This is a genomic window from Thermosipho globiformans (assembly GCF_003990895.1).
Lineage (GTDB): Bacteria > Thermotogota > Thermotogae > Thermotogales > Fervidobacteriaceae > Thermosipho > Thermosipho japonicus.
On record NZ_BHXD01000008.1, the window covers coordinates 1 to 15,742 of the forward strand.

Genomic DNA, 15,742 nt, shown 5'->3' on the forward strand with positions numbered 1-15,742 from the left:
TTGAAGTGAATATTTTTCAGGGGCTACACCTCCTTAAATGTGGGTATTTTTAGTACAAAAATAATTTTAGCAGGTGTAGCCCTTTTTTTATATTCTAATTTAACCTACTTTTTACATTGGCCAGGGTCCAACTATTATTATACAAAAAATGAAACAGATAAGTCAAATTAATACAATAATAATTTTGATAAAATATATAAGTGCAAAGGGGTGATTTGCTTGTTATATATTGAATCCGGAAAATTAAAAGGTAGAAAAGTTGAACTAGTTCCAAATGCAAATACAAGATATACACCGGGAAAAGTAAGGTTGGCACTTGTAAGCATGCTTAATTTAAGAGAAAAGACAGTTCTTGAACTTTGTGCAGGTAGTGGAGTGGTGGGATTTGAATTTTTGAGTAATGGAGCAAGCAATGTATTTTTTGTGGATGTTTCAGTAAAATCTATAAAGACAATTGAAAAAAATGCAAAAAATTTAAATGTGAAAGATAAAATAAAAGTAATAAAAAAAGATGCAAGGATATTTTTAAAAAGTGCAAAAGAAAAATTTGATATTGTCTTTATGGATCCGCCTTTTAACCTTGGAATAGTTAATGAATTACTAAACTTTGTTGGTAATGTGCTAAAAGAAGATAGCATTCTTATTGTTGAGCATTCTAAAAAAGAAAAATTAACACCTCCTGATTATTTGGAGGTGCTATCTTCAAAAAAATATGGGGATGTATTGATCGATTTATTTAAGTTAAAAGATGTACTTTAAGTATTTCTTCATTGTTAGACTTATTGCAATTGTTCCAACAAGAAGCAATGTAGATATAGCGTTTATTGTCGGTGAAATTCCAAATCTTATCATCGAATATATTTTAAGAGGTAATGTTGTAGAACCAGGCCCTGCAACAAAGAAAGTTATAACAAAATCGTCAATCGACAAAGTAAAAGACATGAAAAATGCTGCTAGGATTCCAGGGAATGCCACAGGAATTATTACTTTATACAATGCAACACTTTTTGTTGCTCCCAAGTCGTATGCTGCTTCAACGATACTGTATTCAAAGTCTTGAAGTCTCGAATAAACAATCATCATAGCATATGAAAGAGAAAAAGTAGTGTGTGCAATAAAGATTGTAAGCAAACTTAGGCGAATCTTTAACATGACAAAAAATATAAGTAGAGAAACACCTATTATTATATCTGGAATTATTAGAGGAAGATAGGAAATAATCCAAATTGTACTTTTACCTCTAAACTTTTCCCAATAAAGCCCTATTGCAGCTAAAGTTCCAAGCGCTGTTGCTACTAAACTTGAGCTAACAGCAACTAATATAGAGTTAAAAAATGCTCTCCATACATCGTATGAATCAAAGAATAGTTCTTTATACCAGTGCAAACTAAAACCTGTCCATACTGGAGACTTAGAGTTATTAAAAGAAAATAGAATAACAATAAAGATTGGTACATAGAAAAATACAAAAGTAAAAATTGTAATTGTTTTTGATAGTGCCCCAGGTTTCATGTATGCACTTCCTTTTGAGTAGATTTTACAAATAGTAACACACCAATTAGTGTTGCAAGAGTTAGTATAGAAGAGATTGCAGAAGCTGCAGGCCAATTTTTCGCCACAGTAAGTTGCCTTACAATTTCGTTACCTATCATTTTTGAGTTTACTCCTCCAACAAGATCTGGGATAGCATAAGAACCAAGAGCAGGTATGAAAACAAATAAGGTAGCAGTTATAAGTCCACTCTTAATATTAGGAATTAAAACCTTGAAAAAAGCCTTAGTTTTGTTACATCCTAGATCAAAAGCTGCTTCCAATATTGATTTTTCAAGTCTATCTATAGAAGCAAAGAGTGGAATAATTGCATATGGCAAATAAGTATAGACTATAACTAGAATTACTGCATAAGGATTATAAAGAAACTGTATGTAGTCATTTACTAACCCTATTTTTCTTAAAAGTTGATTAATGATACCGTTATTTCCTAAAACAAATATCCATGCATAGATTCTTATTAGTGAATTTGTCCAAAATGGGATTACAACAAGTAAAAGTAATAAGTCTTTTATTTTACTATTTGCAATGTAGTATGCAACAGGTAGTGCTAGTAAAATTGTTAGTAAAGTTGCTACAAGTGAGATCCATATGCTTCGCCATAAAATTTTTAAGTAGCCTATGGAAAAAAGTGATTTATAACCTTCCAAAGAAAAGGAAAATTCTACTCCGCCATATGTGGATTTTTCCATAAAACTAAAGCTGAGTACTATTAAAACGGGAACTATGAAAAAAAGAACTAACCATATACTGTATCCAGAAACGTATTTCACAATTAGTTCACCTCAACAATAAAACTGTCATTAGGATCCCAGCTAACAAATACTTCGTCTTTCCAAGTCAAAATAGGTTCATCGAGAAGATAATTTACATGTTGTTTGTATACTCTTAAAATAAAACCATTGTCAAGTTTTACAAAATATCTTGTTTGATATCCCATGTAAATTTCTTCTTCGATAATTCCGTGAAATACATTTTTACCGGTTAAAGGCTTTTTAGAAATTTTAATCTTTTCAGGCCGCAAGGTGAGAAGTATTTGATTTTTTTTCTTTACTTCTTTATCTTTATAACAATAGAATTCTCCTATGCCAGGTGCTTCGATTTTTAGTAGTTCCTCATTTATTTCCAGAACGGTAGCTTTCATTAAATTTGTTTCCCCAATGAAGGTTGCAACAAACTTATCAGCAGGGCTTTCATAAATTTCATATGGTGTACCATATTGTACTATCTTTCCTTCGTTCATTACAGCTACATGGTCAGAAATACTTATTGCTTCAGCCTGGTCATGGGTTACATATATAAAAGTTATTCCAACTTGATCGTGCAAATTGTCAAGTTCAATTAATAACTCTTGTCTAAGTTTAGCATCAAGGGCACTTACAGGTTCGTCAAGCAAAAGAACTTTAGGTTCATTCGCAAGAGCTCTTGCAATGGCTACTCTTTGCCTTTGCCCACCTGAGAGTTGGTTAGGTTTTTTATATGCATGTTCTTCCAATCTGATTAAGTTTAGTAATTTTTCAACTTTTTCATTTATTTCATTTTCTGAGTATTTTTTTAATCTCAATGAAAAAGCAATATTTTCAAATACGTTTAAATGTGGAAAGAGTGCATAGTTTTGGAAGATTGTATTTACAGGTCTTTTATGAGGAGGTATAGAAAGAATAGAAACATCGTCAAATTTTATATCTCCTTCATCAGCGTTTTCAAGACCTGCTATTATTCTCAAAAGAGTTGTTTTACCACAACCGGAAGGACCAAGAAGGGAGAAAAATTCTCCCTTTTTGATTTCAAGGTTAACATTTTTTAATACTTGAAAATCTCCAAACCATTTATTAATCCCTTTAATTGACACATGACTTCCTATCATTCTTTTTCACCTTTTTACATAATTATTTCTTGCCATGCTTTGTTATATAATTCTATTGCATCGCCTAAATCATTTATAAATTCACAGTTTTTGAGATCTTCTAAAGTATAAATAGGTTTGCTTGTAATATATTTTCTTGCTTCTGTATTTGGTGAAGGAAGTCCTAAAAATTCTGCAATTATTGCAGCATTTTTAGGGTCAAGAATGTGATTTATAAATTTGTATGCAAGATCAACATTTTTTGCATCTTTGAGTATAACCATGTTATCGATCCATAAAGTTCCACCTTCTTTTGGAATAAAGAAATCAAAATTATCTTCTTCGCCTTCTGGAACTCTCTGGAATATATCTTCACCGTATCCATGGACTACCCAGTATTCACCGTTTACTATTCCATTTGCGTATGAGGATGCATCAAATTTTACAATATTTTTTTTCCATTTAAGTATCAATTGTTTTGCTTCTTCTATTTCTTTAGGATTGGTTGTATTAACAGAATATCCTAGATATTTTAGTGCTCCACCAAATACTTCTCTCATATCATCAAGAAGTGTCATTTTTCCTTTCAATCTTTCATCTTCAAATATAGACCATGAGTGTTCATAATCTTTTACATATTTTTTGTTAACAGCAATTCCTGTAGATCCTAGCATGTATGGTATGCTATACTCGTGGTTTGGATCATAAATTGTTTTTGAAAGTATTTCTTTGTCTAGATATTTAAAATTAGGTATTTTTGAAAGATCTAGTTTTAATAGTAAACCCTCTTTTTTCATTATTGATACGTGATCTCCCGATGGGAAAACTATATCGTATCCACCACCACCAGCTTTGATTTTTGCATACATTTCTTCATTTGAAGCAAAAGAATCGTAAACCACTTTACAATTGTATTTTTCTTCAAAGGATTTTATTACTTCTTCTGGAATGTATTCTTCCCAGTTGTATATGTAAAGTACTTTCTTTTTAGGAATAGCAATAAATGTAACAACTACAACAACGGCAATCAATATTAAGGTAATCCAGAATTTTTTCATTTTTTAAGACCTCCTTTGCGATATTTTTTCAATAAAAATGGATGGACAACTTGTCCATCCAAGAGATTATTAAATTAATTTATACATTATAAATTTTCTAATTCCTTTTTTAAGAAAGTTGGTAAGGCAAACGCAGCTTTGTGAATTTCTTCGTTGTAGTATTTTAATTCTTCACCAAAGTTCTTAACTTTTTCAGGATCAAAGTCTTTAATAGGATCAATTCCTTTTGATGCAAATGTGTAACCCCACATACCACTTGGATAAGTTGGCATAAATCCAAGATATAGTTTTGTAACAGGGAATACTTTCTTTATTCTAGAATATGCAAGTCTTAACCAGGCACCATCATACAACCAATCTTCTGATTCGGCAGAAAGTGTACCATTTTCCTTGAGGGCATCAAAACATGCTTTGTAAAAATCTTCAGTAAATAAATGTCCACCTTCACCTGCTGTTGGATCTGTTGAATCAATTATAATTACATCAAATTCATTTTTAAAATTCCTTACAAATTGAGAGCCATCTTCAAAGACAAGTTCTACCCTTGGGTCATCCAATTTTGAAGCTGTGACAGGGAGATATTTTTTTGCTGCTTCGACAACCATTTCGTCAATTTCACACATTATAACTTTTTCTACACTTTTGTGTTTCAATACTTCTCTTACGCTTCCACCGTCACCACCACCAATTACTAATACCTTTTTTGGGTTTGGGTGCATGAACATTGGAACATGAACTAGCATTTCGTGGTAGAAAAAGTCATCCTTTTCTGTAGTCATTGTAATTCCATCTAATGAAAAGACTCTACCAAAGAAGTCTGTTTCAAAAATATCTATTCTTTGATATTTACTTTGCGCACTATAAAGATGTCTATTCATTTTCATGAAAATACCACAATTTCCTGGAGTATAATATTCAAAGTACCAGAGATGTCTATTAGGTACAAAGCCATATTGCATTCCATCGATTATTTTTTCTTCGGACATGCTTACACCTCCATTTTATGTGGGGAATTTTCTGGAATTCCGATTTCGTCGTATTTTCCCCTTAAATGTTCTACAACATGTACTCTCTGAGATTTCAAAACTTCTTTTAGATATGTAAAAGCCTTCCATGGATCTACATCGTCTCCACATGTGAACAAATCTACAGCGGCGTAACCGTATTCAGGCCATGTATGGATTGTTAAATGAGATTCTGATATAACAACTACTCCACTTACTCCGTAAGGGAGGAATCTATGGAATGAGGAGTTAACTAGCGTAGCACCAGTTTCATACGCTGCGTTTTTCATTGATTGCTCGATTTTTTCAACATTATCAAGAATTTCCTTATCACAGTCATAAAATTCTGCTATGATATGTCTTCCTAAGCTCTTCATAACAATCCCTCCCCTTTTAAAGATTTTTATTCTATATCTATCCAGAGAAATTTTACACTCTTTTCATATGGGTTTCTTATTTTATGCTTTCTATCTGAACAGTAGTAAAAACAGTCGCCTTGATTTACTTTATATACTTTTCCATCTAAAATTAATTCTAACTTTCCACTTATTACGTATCCAAATTCATCGCCTTCATGTGGATCTTCTTCTTCTGTTTCAGCACCTGGTGCTAATTCAATAAGTTTCGGGTCAATTGATTTATCTTCGATATTGTCCATGAGTATATATCCTTTTATTCCGTATTCATCCAGGTACATTGGAACTCTTTCACTTGCTTTAAATACTATTTTTTCTTGTCTTTTATCTGTAGAAAAGAAAGTTTTTAAATCGCTGCCTAGAACCCTTAAAATTCTTTCTAAAGTGTCTATCGAAGGTGATACCTGATCATTTTCAAGTTGAGAAATAAAACTTCTTGAAAGATCACATCTGTCTGCTAATTCTTCTTGCGTGTACCCCCTTGCAATGCGTAAAGTCTTTATTTTCTTACCTAATTTCAATATCCCACCCCATGTGATGTCTATAATACTGAACAAAATATGTCTATGATACAGAACATATTATATAACCAAATTGCTATTTTTTGTGTGAAAAAAGGGTAACTTTAATGTAACAAATTTGATATTGATAGCGCACATATAGAAAATTGTTATTTGAAAGTAGTCATGTATAATGTATAATAAATGAATAGAATAGTGAAAGGAGGAGAAGATGGTGATATTGTTTGGTACTGGTGGGATACGTGGAATTATGAGAGAGGGAGAATTTGATGAAAAAACTGTTATGGTTGCAAGTAAGGGTGTTTCAAATTACATGAAAGATAATAATCTTAACAAAGTTATAATAGCATATGATACTCGAAACAATTCAAGAAAATTTGCAGAATTAGCGGCTCAAGTTTTTTCTGCGGATAATCACGAAGTTAAAATTTTTGATAGACCTGTACCAACACCTGTTTTATCGTTTGCAGTTAGATATCTAAAATATGACATGGGACTTGTAATTACAGCAAGTCATAATCCACCAGAATACAATGGATACAAAGTTTATACTTCAAACGGAGTTCAGGCAGTGCCAAGTGTAACTAATGTATTATCAAAGTATGTAGAAAACGCTTGGAATTTACCAATAAATTTATCAGAAAATTATGAATTTGTTGGAGATGATATTTTAAATGTTTATATTGATAAAGTAGTAGAATTAATTTCTACAGATTTGAGTGGTCTTAAGGTAGTTTATACTCCTCTTCATGGTACAGGTGCATTCCCCGTAGTTAAAGTTTTAGAAAAATTGGGGGCAGAAGTCATTAAAGTAGAGGAACAAATGGTTCCAGATGGTAATTTTCCAACGGTTACTACACCAAACCCTGAAGATGACGAGGCGTTGGTGTTGTTGTATAAGTATCAAAAACAGTACAGTGCAGATTTAGCAATAGCCACTGATCCTGATTGTGATAGAGTGGGGGTTGTTTGGAAAGGTAAAAGACTTACGGGAAATCAAGTAGGAGTTTTATTAGCAGATTATTTATTAAAAGATGCAGATGAATCATCCATGATTATAAAAACTATTGTTACCACCAATATGGTAAAGCCAATGTGTGAAGAAAAAGGAGTAAAACTATTTGAGACTCCAACAGGGTTTAAATTTATTGGAGATCTTGCAGAAAAAAGTAGTTATAAATTTTTATTTGGTTTTGAGGAAAGTTGTGGTTATCTTACAGGTGATATAGCAAGGGACAAAGATGCAGTAATAGGTTCTGCTTTAATTGCATCTGTTGCAAAACACTATGATTTAATTGAAAGATTGAATCATTTGTATGAAAAATATGGCTATTATTTTGAAAAATTGTTGAATTTTAAATTTAAAGAACTTTCAATTGCAAAAAAACTGTATAAAAAAATTAAAGAAGGGAATATCCCATATGATGCTAATATACTAGATTATTCAAAGGGATACAAAGATATTGAACCTAATGAAACTATAAAGTTAGAATTTGAAAATGCATCTATTTTTGTTAGACCATCTGGAACTGAACCAAAACTAAAAGCTTATGTTATGGTTCACTCAGATAATAGGGAATATGCTGAAAAAAGGCTTCAAGAACTTTCGGATTCCTTTTCTTCTTTCATTGAGAGTATGATCTGAATAAATCCATCAAAAAGATTACATAGCTCAGGAAAAGTACTGCAAAATATTTCCATTTCAACGTTTACAATATCCACATCTTCTCTGTAAATGGGACCAGTTATAGAGTTTAAGGTCCCATTTTTTTTAACATTTTCAATTGTTGTTTTTAGAAGACTTTCCATAACTTCAAGGAACATTTCATGTGGTAAATTCGCGTTTTTATAAAATTTTTCAGCAAGATATACAAGTGCAAGTGGAAAGTTGCTCATTAAAACAGCAGAAAGATGATAGAGAACTTTTGATTCAGAAGGGATTTCAAAATATTTTCCACCAAGCAACTTTACTATTTCTTTTGCAATTTTTGTATTTCCTTCAATTCCAAATACAATATCTTTAAAACTTGTCATTTTACCTAAAACAGGGCAATTAGGATGTATTGATGCTGGATTCCATTCTTTTGGAAATATCGTTGAGGGATGGAATCCACTAAAATGGATTACAGTGTTACCTTCGGAAACAAAATTTTTAATTAGGTCAACAGAATCTGGTAAAATTGAATCGTTTAAACCTACAAGTACTATATCTTCAAATTTAAAATTGTCATTATATGTTACTGGAATACCTTTTCCAAGTTCATCAGAAAGTTTTTTTGCTTTGTTTAAGTCCCTTGAAACTATGTACCCAATATCTACTTTATCTTTTAAATTGAATGAAATTGCAGTAGTAACTTTTCCAACTCCAACTATGTTTATTTTCATAATTTCCCCCCTAAAATAAGCTAGTTAAAAAACTTAATATTGGTGATATAAAAAGTGCTGGAAGAAAATTTCCAACTTTTGTATCCTTAATATCGAGTATTTTTAATCCTATACCGAGTACCATCACTCCACCTACTGCAACTAAATCATTTAAATATAAAGGATTGGTTAAAAAAGAAAGCTTTGAAGAGAGTAACACTATAGTACCTTGAACCAATAATACCGAAATAGCGGATAACATAACCCCGAGTCCATATATTGATGAAAGAACTATTGAAGAGATTCCATCAAGTAGTGATTTCATATAAATTAATGAGCCATCTTTGGTAAGCCCTGCGGTAATAGAACCAATAATTGTCAGTGGCCCTACTAAAAAAAGAATTGAAGATGCAACAAAACCTGTTGAAAAATCACCTTCTTTAATACTATCACCAATTTTTTTTAATTTACCTTCTATATTTATTAGTTCTCCAATTATTCCACCAATAGCCATAGAACCTAACACTATTAAAAAGTTATTGGCCTTTATTATCATATTTATAGCCATACCAATTGTACTTAGTCCAACTGCAAAAAATAGAATTTTTCTAATGTTTTCCGGAAATCCTTTTTTTAAGATCATTCCAATTAAACTTCCTATAACAATCGCTATTGCGTTTACAACGGGAGTAAGCATATTTTTCACCTCCTAAAGGTATATTACAAATGCTCCTGAAATTAGTAAAATTGTTCCAAATATTCTCACTTTAATTTTTTCTTTAAAGAAAATGTAAGAAAATACTACAGAAACTAATGCTGAAATCATGGATACAGGTTCTGCAATGCTAACATCCATGTATTTGAAAGCCATGAGCAGCGCAAAATAGGCATATGCATTACAAAAACCACCTAATAATAGATATATTATATTTTTCCTTGTATAGTCTATATGTACCTTTACATTTTTATGTGGTAAAAGGCTTACAGTAAAAAAGTATATCGTAATTATTAAATAAACTCCAAGGGAATAGCCAAGTTTGTTAAATGATGTGGTAAGAAATCCATCGACGACTCTACCTATAGCCATAAGTAGAGAAGAAATAATCATGGCGACTGCGCCTTTACTTTTTAAAATATTTTTGTATGAACTTGAGATTGATTTTTCTTTTTTTAGATATGAAACACCGTATATCATTAAAATGCTACCAGCAATTTTTTGTATGGTAATTTTTTCACTTAAAAACAAAAAGCTAATAAAAATTAAAAATATAGCATTTATGTTATAAAGTGGCGCTATAACTGAAACATCTTCATTTGATAGTGCATACATATATAAGAAAAAAGAAAAAGAATATATTGTTCCGCTTATTAAAGATACTTTTATTATATCAAAATTGAGATAATTTAAAAAAGGCAAAAACATTAAAGTTGAAAAACCAAAAAACCCCCATGCAGATATAATTGGGGAAGAATTTTTAGTTAATATTTTTCCAAAAATTCTTTCAAAACCTAGCAAAATAATTCTAATTGTTATCCACATCATACTTTTTTAAGTACTCTTCTTGTTTTTTAAACATTTCTTTTGCATTGGTTGTATCATATTCATGGTCATAGCCTGCAACATGCAATGCTGCGTGTATTAGAACTGTAAGTAATTCCTTTTCAAAGGTATTAGAAAATTTCTCGGCATTTTCTTTTATAACATCTTCACATACGAATATTTCTGCATATAAATCGTCATCACCGTATACAAAAGTTAGTACATCCGTTGGAGCACTTATATTTCTATACTGGTTGTTTAATTTTTCAATTTCATCTTTATCGATAAAGACCAAATTTACATTAACATCTTTACCTATTTCATTTTTTAGAATTTTATCCATATATTTTAAGTATCCTTCTTCAATTTGTTTGTTTGTTGTTATCATTTGCCTGCACCACCTTTTTGATTTCTTCTTTAGGGTACTCTATTCTTGCTTTTGTGATATTTACAATAACTTTTATAAATTCATCTATTATCAATTCCAATTCTTTTAGATTTAACCCGGATTCATCTAATTGCCTTTCATTGTAAATAGATGAAACAATATTTTCTACCAAGTCTTTTATTCTTTGATAATTTGAAGAATTTAAACTCTTTAATGCGGCCTCTACGCTATCAGCAAGCATTATTATTCCAGCTTCTTTGAATTGTGGTTTTGGACCAGGATATCTAAATGAATCTTCAGATACATTTTCTTCAAGTTCTTTTGCTTTATGATAAAAATATTTTTGTACTCTTGTACCGTGGTGTTGCGGTATTATAAATTCTATTGTTAAAGGAAGTCTATATTTTCTTGCTAATTCTATACCTGATTTAACATGATCTTCTAGAATAAGATGACTTAAGAAAGGACTTATGCTATCATGAGGATTTTCTTGATTGTCTGGAATATTTTCTACAAAGAAATAAGGTCTTATCATTTTACCTATGTCATGAAAATATGAAGCAACACGTGCAAAAGTTGAATTAGCACCAATCCTTTCTGCTGCTGCTTCAGCAAGGGTTGCTACCATGATACTGTGATAATATGTTCCAGGTGCTTGAAGAGACAGTCTTTTTAAAAGTGGATGATTCATGTTTGCAAGTTCTGAAAGCCCGATATTCGAGTATATTCTTGTAAAATATTCTATATATGGTAGAGTACCAAGTATTATTATAGTTGAAATGAAAGGATTTAAAACTCCGTAGGAAATGTCGTAGATATTTAAATATAACGGTTTTAGAGGAATTTGATCAAGAAGTAATACAAATGATAGCAAAGAGGTGAAAACGGCAGATTTAGCAATCTCTATTCTTCTGTTTATATTCCTTATCAAATAGTTCATTAATAATATTTGAGATATCATGTATATAGCGCTGTAAAAATCATTTATATGAAAAGCTATTAGAATACTTTGTAGGATTCCTGCAGAAAATCCGGCTATATACGAAGTTAATAGCGTTAGAAGCAAAGAAGATATTAGAAAAGGAGAAAGTGTTAAATCAAAGCGCTTGATTGAAATATAAGTTATAAATACGCCAAAAATAAAAAGGAAATAAAAAGTATTTTTGTATATTTTGTGTAGTCTAAAATAAAAGACTTCTTCAAACACTTTTTCTATTACTAAATACCAAACAATAATTAAAAAAATAAGTTCGTAAATTGCTTTTATAATATTAAAATCAAAGAAGTTTAATAAAGCAACAGTAATGAAAGAAACAATTACACCATCAAAGTTTTTTAACGGTATTTTTTTCACTCTTTTACCCCTTTTTCATAAACTTCATAAGCTTTTATTATTTTTTTTACAAGAGGATGTCTAACAACATCTGCTTCGCTAAGATAGACAAAACCAATACCTTCAATTCCTTTAAGAATTTTTTCTGCCATTACAAGCCCTGAATTTTCTCTAATATCAATCTGTGTTATGTCTCCAGTTATAATCGCCTTTGAATTAAAACCAATTCTTGTAAGAAACATTTTCATTTGTTCGTAAGTTGTATTTTGGGCTTCATCAAGTATTATAAATGCATTATTTAAGGTTCTACCTCTCATATATGCAAGAGGAGCAATTTCTATTATATTTTTTTCTCTATAAGATATAAACTTTTCTAGGGGCAACATATCCATTAATGAATCAAATAATGGCCTTAGATAAGGATCAACTTTTTCAGAAAGATCACCTGGTAAAAAACCAAGCTTTTCCCCTGCTTCGACTGCAGGGCGTGTTAATATTATTCTACTAACTTTCCCGCTTCTTAAATAATCTACAGCAAGTGCAGAGGCAAGGTACGTCTTTCCAGTTCCAGCAGGTCCAATTACAAACACTATATCATTTTTTTCTACTGCATCAATATAGGCCTTTTGTCCCTTTGTTTTTGGTTTTACCCTACCTCGAGCAATGGTTTTTGTAACAACATTTGAAAGAGCTTCTTCTTGAGTTTCCTCTTCTTTTTCAGAAACAAGGTATTCAAATTCATGCTTATCTAACAAATGACCATCACGAGTAATATTAATCATCTCTTTTATTATACTTTCTACAATTTCAATTTTCTTTTCATCATCACCTCGAATAAATATATCATTTCCTCTTAAACTAATTTCAAGTCCGAATTTCTTTTTCAAATATCTCAGTCTATTATCGTATTGCCCAAACACTTCAACGACAAATACGTCTTTTGGTATAGATATCTTTTTTAACACGTAAGCACCTCACTTTAAATTTTGCAAAAGTTGCCTTGCTTCTTCTTTTGCTTCTTCATGTGTAGCATTTAACAGTGGATGAGCATTTGAATTTATAACTATTTCATATTCTTTTTTTGCCTCTTCAATTTTTCCCATTTTTTCATATAATTTTCCAAGTTCTAGGTGTATATTTGGATAATTTGGTAATACTTCCAATGCATCAAGTAAGTATTTTTCTGCTTTTTTATAGCTTCTCAAAGGCCATGGAACGTCTCTAAATCTCATTCCCATTGCAATTAATGCAAGTCCTTTATAAAAGTTATCATCAAGAATTTCAATAGCCTTTTCGATGTAGTTGTCAAAATCATTTAACATAAAAAGACTTTGAACGATTCCTTTATACTGAGCCAATCTTCCAACTATAGCCCCTGCAACATAATATGCTCTACCATTATTTGGATCTTTTTCAATTTCTTTTTTAATAACTTCAAGTGCTTCAGTATACAATTTTTCTTTGTCTTCGGAATCTCCCCATAGTGCATATTCCATCAAAGCTTCTGCGTAAATGACATTATTTTGTTCTTTTTTCGCATCTGATATAACTTCTTTTATTAAGTTAATGTCATGAAAATTTCTTGCTTTTATAAAATTTTCTTCAAGACTATTTGAAAAAAATACACTAGATAAAAGAATCAAAAAAATAAGAGCAACTTTTTTCATAGAAACTCCCCCTATCCCCCGTTTTTAAGCAATTATACCATATTACACAAACTTTTTATTGTTTCCGTTACTAATGATGATACACTCTTGGTTTCTTTGCTATTGATAATATGTTTGACCTTCTTTAAAACTATTGTTTCAGCATGTTTTTTAATCCTTCTATTTAGGCGTTTTTTTAACTCTCCGTTTTTTGAAAAGTTATAAAAACAATCGTTTATACTCTCAACTAATTTATCCACCCCTACTCCAGAAGTTGCAATAGTTTCTATGATAGGCTTTTTAACATTGGAAAATGATAATGTATATTCCAATTGTACTTTTAGCGAATTTGCACCATCTAAATCTGCTTTATTTATAACATAAATATCACCGATTTCCATTATACCAGCCTTTAATAGTTGAATTTCATCACCATTTCCTGGAGATAAAACCAATATTACCACATCCGATGCAAATACAATGTCAATTTCGCTTTGTCCTGCCCCTACCGTTTCTATAAGTATATAATCAAAACCGAATGTATCCATCAATTTTATTACATCAAATATACTCTCATTAAGCCCGCCAAGACTATTACCACTTCCCATACTTCTAATGAAAACTCCATCGTCCAGAAAATGTTTTTTCATTCTTATTCTATCACCTAAGAATGCACCACCAGTGAAAGGACTGGAAGGATCTATTGCAATAATACCGACTGTTTTACCAGCCTCTCTTAACTTTGTAATTATAGCATCAACAAGTGAACTTTTTCCTGCACCAGGACTTCCAGTGATTCCAATAATTTTTGACCCTGAAGATGGCAATTCTTCTATAAAAGATGTATCTTCATTGTTTTCAACATACGTTATAAGTTTTGCCAATGCTTTTTGATCTTTTTGTTTTAATTTTTCAATTAATTCGTTCAATTCTATACCTCCGCAAAAAGTCCTTTTATTTTTTCTACAATTATTGAAAGGGGTGTCCCAGGACCAAAAACTTCTTTTATTCCCATTTTCTTAAGTTCTCTTGCATCATCTTCTGGAATTATTCCACCAACAAATACGGGAATATTTTCTATACCATTTTCTTTCATAAGCTCTAATACTTTTTTGCAAATACTCATATGTGCTCCAGAAAGTATTGAAAGTCCTATAACATCAACATCTTCTTGGATAGCAGCTTTGACTATTTGTTCTGGAGTCTGTCTAAGACCTGTATATATTACTTCCATACCAGCGTCTCTCAATGCTTTTGATACAACTTTAGCTCCTCTATCATGACCATCAAGTCCTGGTTTAGCAATTAGTACTCTTATCTTTTTTTCCATGTTTTCTCCCCCTATTCAAGTTCAATTAATACTTGACCGGTATCTACGTTGTCTCCTTCTTTAACCAATACATTTTTAACAGTTCCGGAAAATTCAGAGATAATTTCATTTTCCATTTTCATAGCTTCCAAAATGGCCACTTTATCGCCTGAATTAATTTTTTGCCCAACTGAAACTAAAACTTTTAATACTATTCCTGACATTGGGGCAACAACTTTTGCTCCAGAAGATGGGGTTGTTACTTCTTGTTTTGGAGCAGGTTTTTCTTCAACATTTGATTGAGGTTGTATTGGCTTTGTTTCATTTTCGACAACTGGCTCAGGATTTGGAGCGCTTTGAATCGATTGAGAGCCACCTAATTCTTCAACTTCTACTGTGTATTCTTTTCCGTTTACTCTAACCTTGAACTTTCTGACCATCCTTTTACACCTCTCCATCCAGTTTTTTTCCAGAAGGTCCATTCTCTTTTTCTGTTTTTCTTTGATACAGATATTATTCTTATATTACTCCCCATTAACGCGTATATAGCAGCCATGACAGCTGCGATTTCTTCTTCACTTTCTTCACTCTCAAGTAGAATATTTTTTTCGTTTGTTACTTCTTGAGAGTGAATTTTTTTAGGTAATTTCATAGAAGCTTTTTTTGAGAAAAATCCAAAAAGCAAGAAAACGAAATATAGAATGAAAAATATTATAAATACTGTTACAAGACCTATAAATGTAATTATAAACATTTGCATTTATTT

The 15,742-nt window shown here is 31.2% G+C and carries 20 protein-coding genes; 2 read left to right on the plus strand and 18 right to left on the minus strand.

All coding sequences use genetic code 11. The annotated features are described in order from the left end of the window. The first annotated feature begins 210 nt into the window (after nucleotides 1-210). A complete protein-coding gene (gene rsmD / locus EO083_RS06400; protein WP_241229999.1) occupies nucleotides 211-759 on the plus strand; it encodes a 16S rRNA (guanine(966)-N(2))-methyltransferase RsmD in 549 nt (182 codons plus the stop codon). Here rsmD and EO083_RS06405 read toward each other — a convergent pair. The 7 genes from EO083_RS06405 to EO083_RS06435 all read right to left on the minus strand — a co-directional run bounded on the left by EO083_RS06405 (nucleotide 742) and on the right by EO083_RS06435 (nucleotide 6,396). Then, complete coding sequence (locus EO083_RS06405) at nucleotides 742-1,512, minus strand: ABC transporter permease (protein ID WP_126993341.1); 771 nt, start codon at nucleotides 1,510-1,512, stop codon at nucleotides 742-744. The genes rsmD and EO083_RS06405 overlap by 18 nt on opposite strands. Then, on the minus strand, nucleotides 1,509-2,324 hold the full coding sequence (locus EO083_RS06410) for an ABC transporter permease (RefSeq protein WP_012580205.1): 816 nt from the start codon (nucleotides 2,322-2,324) through the stop codon (nucleotides 1,509-1,511). Before EO083_RS06410 ends, EO083_RS06405 begins: the two co-directional genes overlap by 4 nt. Nucleotides 2,325-2,326: 2 nt before the next feature. Continuing rightward, nucleotides 2,327-3,418 (minus strand): ABC transporter ATP-binding protein, encoded by a 1,092-nt coding sequence (locus EO083_RS06415; protein ID WP_126993342.1) that lies wholly within the window; start codon nucleotides 3,416-3,418, stop codon nucleotides 2,327-2,329. A 14-nt stretch (nucleotides 3,419-3,432) separates the two neighbouring features. Then, nucleotides 3,433-4,455, minus strand: a complete 1,023-nt coding sequence (locus EO083_RS06420; RefSeq protein WP_126993343.1) for an extracellular solute-binding protein — start codon at nucleotides 4,453-4,455, stop codon at nucleotides 3,433-3,435. An 86-nt stretch (nucleotides 4,456-4,541) separates the two neighbouring features. Further along, complete coding sequence (speE, locus tag EO083_RS06425) at nucleotides 4,542-5,441, minus strand: polyamine aminopropyltransferase (protein WP_126993344.1); 900 nt, start codon at nucleotides 5,439-5,441, stop codon at nucleotides 4,542-4,544. 2 nt (nucleotides 5,442-5,443) lie between these two features. Beyond that, nucleotides 5,444-5,836: an adenosylmethionine decarboxylase gene (speD, locus tag EO083_RS06430; RefSeq protein WP_004101797.1), complete on the minus strand. Its 393-nt coding sequence runs from the start codon at nucleotides 5,834-5,836 to the stop codon at nucleotides 5,444-5,446. Between the two features lie 26 nt (nucleotides 5,837-5,862). Next, nucleotides 5,863-6,396 carry a cupin domain-containing protein gene (locus tag EO083_RS06435; protein ID WP_004101799.1) on the minus strand — a complete coding sequence of 178 codons (534 nt, stop codon included), beginning with the start codon at nucleotides 6,394-6,396 and terminating at the stop codon, nucleotides 5,863-5,865. A 214-nt stretch (nucleotides 6,397-6,610) separates the two neighbouring features. Between EO083_RS06435 and EO083_RS06440 the strand changes: the two genes are divergently transcribed. Beyond that, the gene (locus EO083_RS06440) at nucleotides 6,611-8,041 is read left to right on the plus strand and encodes a phospho-sugar mutase (RefSeq protein WP_126993345.1); all 1,431 of its coding nucleotides are present in this window, start codon (nucleotides 6,611-6,613) and stop codon (nucleotides 8,039-8,041) included. On the opposite strand, the gene EO083_RS06445 is transcribed toward EO083_RS06440, so the two are convergent. The 11 genes from EO083_RS06445 to EO083_RS06495 are packed head-to-tail and all read right to left on the minus strand — an operon-like array spanning nucleotide 7,993 to nucleotide 15,736. After that, entirely contained in the window at nucleotides 7,993-8,781 is a 789-nt protein-coding gene (locus EO083_RS06445) for a Rossmann-like and DUF2520 domain-containing protein (RefSeq protein ID WP_126993346.1), read from the minus strand. The genes EO083_RS06440 and EO083_RS06445 overlap by 49 nt on opposite strands. Before the next feature lie 10 nt (nucleotides 8,782-8,791). Further along, nucleotides 8,792-9,457 carry a DUF554 domain-containing protein gene (locus EO083_RS06450; RefSeq protein ID WP_206512279.1) on the minus strand — a complete coding sequence of 222 codons (666 nt, stop codon included), beginning with the start codon at nucleotides 9,455-9,457 and terminating at the stop codon, nucleotides 8,792-8,794. 12 nt (nucleotides 9,458-9,469) lie between these two features. Beyond that, complete coding sequence (locus EO083_RS06455; protein ID WP_241230000.1) at nucleotides 9,470-10,303, minus strand: DMT family transporter; 834 nt, start codon at nucleotides 10,301-10,303, stop codon at nucleotides 9,470-9,472. Further along, nucleotides 10,284-10,688 carry an rRNA maturation RNase YbeY gene (gene ybeY / locus EO083_RS06460; protein ID WP_126993348.1) on the minus strand — a complete coding sequence of 135 codons (405 nt, stop codon included), beginning with the start codon at nucleotides 10,686-10,688 and terminating at the stop codon, nucleotides 10,284-10,286. Before ybeY ends, EO083_RS06455 begins: the two co-directional genes overlap by 20 nt. Beyond that, nucleotides 10,663-12,042: an HDIG domain-containing metalloprotein gene (locus tag EO083_RS06465; protein ID WP_126993349.1), complete on the minus strand. Its 1,380-nt coding sequence runs from the start codon at nucleotides 12,040-12,042 to the stop codon at nucleotides 10,663-10,665. Before EO083_RS06465 ends, ybeY begins: the two co-directional genes overlap by 26 nt. Beyond that, a complete protein-coding gene (locus EO083_RS06470; protein ID WP_126993350.1) occupies nucleotides 12,039-12,986 on the minus strand; it encodes a PhoH family protein in 948 nt (315 codons plus the stop codon). The genes EO083_RS06465 and EO083_RS06470 overlap by 4 nt, the downstream gene beginning before the upstream one ends. A 9-nt stretch (nucleotides 12,987-12,995) precedes the next feature. Next, a complete protein-coding gene (locus tag EO083_RS06475) occupies nucleotides 12,996-13,688 on the minus strand; it encodes a tetratricopeptide repeat protein (RefSeq protein WP_126993351.1) in 693 nt (230 codons plus the stop codon). Between the two features lie 32 nt (nucleotides 13,689-13,720). Continuing rightward, nucleotides 13,721-14,596 (minus strand): methylmalonyl Co-A mutase-associated GTPase MeaB, encoded by an 876-nt coding sequence (gene meaB, locus EO083_RS06480; RefSeq protein WP_126993352.1) that lies wholly within the window; start codon nucleotides 14,594-14,596, stop codon nucleotides 13,721-13,723. A 2-nt stretch (nucleotides 14,597-14,598) separates the two neighbouring features. Then, nucleotides 14,599-14,997 carry a cobalamin B12-binding domain-containing protein gene (locus EO083_RS06485; protein ID WP_126993353.1) on the minus strand — a complete coding sequence of 133 codons (399 nt, stop codon included), beginning with the start codon at nucleotides 14,995-14,997 and terminating at the stop codon, nucleotides 14,599-14,601. A gap of 11 nt (nucleotides 14,998-15,008) precedes the next feature. Next, nucleotides 15,009-15,416, minus strand: a complete 408-nt coding sequence (locus EO083_RS06490) for a biotin/lipoyl-containing protein (protein WP_126993354.1) — start codon at nucleotides 15,414-15,416, stop codon at nucleotides 15,009-15,011. Further along, complete coding sequence (locus EO083_RS06495) at nucleotides 15,389-15,736, minus strand: OadG family protein (protein WP_126993355.1); 348 nt, start codon at nucleotides 15,734-15,736, stop codon at nucleotides 15,389-15,391. The genes EO083_RS06490 and EO083_RS06495 overlap by 28 nt, the downstream gene beginning before the upstream one ends. Nucleotides 15,737-15,742: the final 6 nt, after the last annotated feature.